A 3,258-nucleotide genomic window follows, 5' to 3' on the forward strand; every position below is an offset into this window, starting at 1 on the left:
CTGAATCATAGGTGAATATTACTTGAAATTTCATACAGGAGGGGTTTGTATATTTGTGTGCTGATTATTAATATATCTAATTTTCTTGGCTAGTTGTTCGAGGATTTGATTTTGTTCGGGTGATAATTCTCAGGTGAGGTGAATTTTTCGGTGGTGTATCTGTGATGGTTCTATTGTCTTCTCTTATTTACATGATAGTTGGTGATGGTTGGGTGAGATGATGTGAACAGATACAGGGTTCTTAATGGTGGCTTATATTGTTGTTAAGCCACCCTACAGGAATTAAAAAGATATGAAATCAAACAAATGGATTGATAATTCTTACTTTATTCTCTATTAGTTGATTATGTTGCATATCTTCTGAGTAAATAATGGAACATTGACTTAATAAAGCTGTAGCTATAATCAAACTATCCCAATAAGAGTAGTTATATTTTGCATTGATTTCTAATGCTTGTATAACTTCCGTTGTGTTAATTGCCTGAACTGGAAAAGTATTCACTATATCTGATATGATTGTAATAGCATCTGTTTTTGATGCGAATTTCTTTCTAGTTAAAACATGAAATAATTCTCCTAAAACCTGAGTGCTAACTAACAGGGATGAAGAATTATGTTTGATGATTTCTACAACTTGCTGGGATTTTTCTGGCGGATTTTTAGCATAGAGATAAATCTAGAGATTGCTATCGAGAAAAATTTTATCTATCATAAATTTCTTCTCGATTAAATTTGTAGTCTGGGGGAAGTGGGAAGGAGTATTGATTAACTCGCGCTAAGAATTGCTGTATTTTTGATTCTTGAAAATCTATTGGTTGTGTAGATTCGCTGGGTTCGAGAATCATAATTTGTATGGTTTTACCTTCTAATTCAGAACTTAGTTTTTCATTTAAAATAAGTTCACCATTGGTACAGGTTGCTTGGATAATTTGCAGCATTATGAATAACCTTAAATCCTATATAATTTTTTCGGTATGATCCTATTATAAACTATGCACCAAAGATCCCCGATTTCTTTTCAAGATTTTTCTATCATATCCATAATCAATCTTAGAAGTCGGGGATCTAAATCAGGTGAGATGATGTGAACACATACAGGGTTTTGGGTTATAATAAGTGCGTTATTAATAGTGGGTATTGTTGGGTTTTCTTGCGTCAACCCAACCTACTAACTAAGGTGATGATCAACTTACTAAATCGGCTGTTTCTCGATCTAAAATGGTGAGGGCTTCTTGAATTAATTCGACTTCATGAGTTTCAAAAAGTGATTCACCACATTGATCACAAACCCATGCTGGAATTGCATCCCAAGAAATATGATAGCCTTTTCTATCAATGGTAAATGGGGCTGTTCCTCGGTGCATTTGTCCTTTACAATATAAGCATTCCATTTTAAATTCTCCTTGTGAAATCAGATGACCATTGTGTTGAATCAGGAATGTAAGCGGTGATAATTGCTAAATATTCGTCTTTGGGTGAACAAACTACGTGAATTGCTCGGTTATTTTGTCCAAAGCCTAATATCAAACAACTATGACCTCTTGTATCTTCAGGATAGTCTTCTATGACTTCTCCTGTCATCACAATTGACTGAATTTCTTTGGTTGTAATCATGCGTTCTGGACGTGATATTTGTCGAATGGTGTGAGGAAGAAATAGAAGGCGTTTGGCTGCTGCTTCTTTTATACGTTCATGAATGTTATCAAATGACACATTAAGTTGTAGATAATTTTTTCTAGAGTGTAATTTTAAACTATATTGCAAACATCATGGCTAAATTGCACTTTGACGTTTGTTAGTTTTTTCACGAACTGCTTGACGAATATCTTCCCAATCTTGAGCAGTCATTTCTGTTGCATTTCCTGAGTTTAATCCTTCTAAGAGCATGGTTTGTAGTCGTTCGTTTGCTCTTTGTTTTTGGTCTTGTCGCACTAATTCCCGAAAATATTCACTAACGCTGCTGTAACCACCTTGCGCTACCTGTTGTTCTATATAATCGCGCATGGTGTCAGGTAAGGAAATATTCATACTTTTCATAATGTGATTTCCTAAATCTACTTTTTTATAGTATGGCAGATTTTGTCATTTTCTGCCATGATAACAGTGATGATTTGTAAAGTATTGTAAATATTAATCAATGAGTTTTCAAAATCACCAAATTTAGTTTCAACCTAACCTACTTGCTAATGATGAGTTAAAATGAAAATATTGTCTACTCAAGTGGGAAGATTTATGGAGAACTTACTACCTCAAAACATTTTACAATTAAGTATCGCCGAAAGAATCCAATTAGTCCAAGATATTTGGGATAGTATCACTGTAGATGCTGATAATGTAACTATTAGTGATGCTCAAAAACATGAATTGGAGAGACGTTTAGAACTGTATTATCAAAATCCTCATCAAGTTTCTACCTGGGAGGAAGTGAAACAAAAATTTAATCGTTAGTTAATAATATGACTTACAAAATTTTCATTACACCAGAAGCAGAACTTGATTTAGAAGATGCTTATAATTGGTATGAACAGCATACTGTTGGATTAGGTTCTGAATTTATTCGTGTTGTTGATGCTAGTTTTTCAACTATTCAACGTAATCCTTTTGCTTGTCCAGTTGTTCATGAACAAGTTAGAAAAAAGTTAATTCGGAAGTTTCCCTATGGATTGCTTTACATTATTATAGATGAAACAATTTCTATTATTGGTTGTTTTCATGTTAAACGTGACCCGCAACAATGGGAAAGGCGTTTATAAGATTTAGTTCGGGTGATAATCATGTGAGGTGAATATTTCCAGGTGTATCTGTCATGGTTCTATTGTCTTCTCTTATTTACATGATAGCTGGTGATGGTTGGGTGAGATGATGTGAACAGATACAGAGTTATTAATGGTGGGTTATGTTGTTGCTAACCCACCGAGAGTATTACTTATTTCCTAAAAATTCATCTACGGTAATTCCTGCTTGTCTAATTAAACTTCTGAGTAAACCTGGTGCTAGTTCTTTATGATTGGGAACTGATAAAATGGGTTTTGATTCGTGCCAAAGTATGATATGACTTCCGGTTTGATGATCTACAGCATAGCCAAATTTTTCAAATATTTTGACTGTTTGTTTACCGGAAATATTTGATAAGCGTCCTATTTATAATAATACTTCTTCTACAAAAGATTGAGACTCTTTAGTTACTTATGGTTTACCATGTTTTTCTAATACGTGAAGATAGCCTTTGATAGCATCTTTGATATTTTCAATTGCTTT

The 3,258-nt window shown here is 33.7% G+C and carries 8 protein-coding genes; 2 read left to right on the forward strand and 6 right to left on the reverse strand.

What is annotated here, in order from left to right; all coding sequences use genetic code 11:
* Positions 1–298: 298 nt before the first annotated feature.
* The 5 genes from FJR38_RS29405 to FJR38_RS20625 form a co-directional block, all read right to left on the reverse strand.
* On the reverse strand, positions 299–676 hold the full coding sequence (locus FJR38_RS29405) for a PIN domain-containing protein (RefSeq protein WP_168539309.1): 378 nt from the start codon (positions 674–676) through the stop codon (positions 299–301).
* 25 nt (positions 677–701) lie between these two features.
* The gene (locus FJR38_RS20610; protein WP_168539119.1) at positions 702–938 is read right to left on the reverse strand and encodes a hypothetical protein; all 237 of its coding nucleotides are present in this window, start codon (positions 936–938) and stop codon (positions 702–704) included.
* A gap of 246 nt (positions 939–1,184) precedes the next feature.
* Positions 1,185–1,391 (reverse strand): YgiT-type zinc finger protein, encoded by a 207-nt coding sequence (locus FJR38_RS20615; RefSeq protein ID WP_168491958.1) that lies wholly within the window; start codon positions 1,389–1,391, stop codon positions 1,185–1,187.
* A 1-nt stretch (position 1,392) separates the two neighbouring features.
* The gene (locus FJR38_RS29100; protein ID WP_217360041.1) at positions 1,393–1,713 is read right to left on the reverse strand and encodes a DUF4258 domain-containing protein; all 321 of its coding nucleotides are present in this window, start codon (positions 1,711–1,713) and stop codon (positions 1,393–1,395) included.
* Between the two features lie 60 nt (positions 1,714–1,773).
* Positions 1,774–2,037 (reverse strand): type II toxin-antitoxin system ParD family antitoxin, encoded by a 264-nt coding sequence (locus FJR38_RS20625; RefSeq protein ID WP_168539121.1) that lies wholly within the window; start codon positions 2,035–2,037, stop codon positions 1,774–1,776.
* 162 nt (positions 2,038–2,199) lie between these two features.
* Here FJR38_RS20625 and FJR38_RS20630 point away from each other — a divergent pair, with 162 nt between their 5' ends.
* Positions 2,200–2,448, forward strand: coding sequence for an addiction module protein (locus FJR38_RS20630; RefSeq protein WP_371418257.1), 249 nt, complete (start codon positions 2,200–2,202; stop codon positions 2,446–2,448).
* An 8-nt stretch (positions 2,449–2,456) separates the two neighbouring features.
* Positions 2,457–2,753 (forward strand): type II toxin-antitoxin system RelE/ParE family toxin, encoded by a 297-nt coding sequence (locus FJR38_RS20635; protein ID WP_168539123.1) that lies wholly within the window; start codon positions 2,457–2,459, stop codon positions 2,751–2,753.
* Between the two features lie 169 nt (positions 2,754–2,922).
* Here FJR38_RS20635 and FJR38_RS28695 read toward each other — a convergent pair whose 3' ends face one another.
* Positions 2,923–3,141, reverse strand: a complete 219-nt coding sequence (locus FJR38_RS28695; protein ID WP_053538668.1) for a type II toxin-antitoxin system HicA family toxin — start codon at positions 3,139–3,141, stop codon at positions 2,923–2,925.
* Positions 3,142–3,258 lie beyond the last annotated feature (117 nt).

It is taken from the genome of Anabaena sp. UHCC 0253 (assembly GCF_009712085.1).
Lineage (GTDB): Bacteria > Cyanobacteriota > Cyanobacteriia > Cyanobacteriales > Nostocaceae > Dolichospermum.

Bases quoted from the DNA above. Each gene is read 5' to 3' on its own strand.
- FJR38_RS20610 (WP_168539119.1), bottom strand. From the start codon at position 938: ATGCTGCAAATTATCCAAGCAACCTGTACCAATGGTGAACTTATTTTA.
- FJR38_RS20615 (WP_168491958.1), bottom strand. From the start codon at position 1,391: ATGGAATGCTTATATTGTAAAGGACAAATGCACCGAGGAACAGCCCCA.
- FJR38_RS20625 (WP_168539121.1), bottom strand. From the start codon at position 2,037: ATGAAAAGTATGAATATTTCCTTACCTGACACCATGCGCGATTATATA.
- FJR38_RS20630 (WP_371418257.1), top strand. From the start codon at position 2,200: ATGAAAATATTGTCTACTCAAGTGGGAAGATTTATGGAGAACTTACTA.
- FJR38_RS20635 (WP_168539123.1), top strand. From the start codon at position 2,457: ATGACTTACAAAATTTTCATTACACCAGAAGCAGAACTTGATTTAGAA.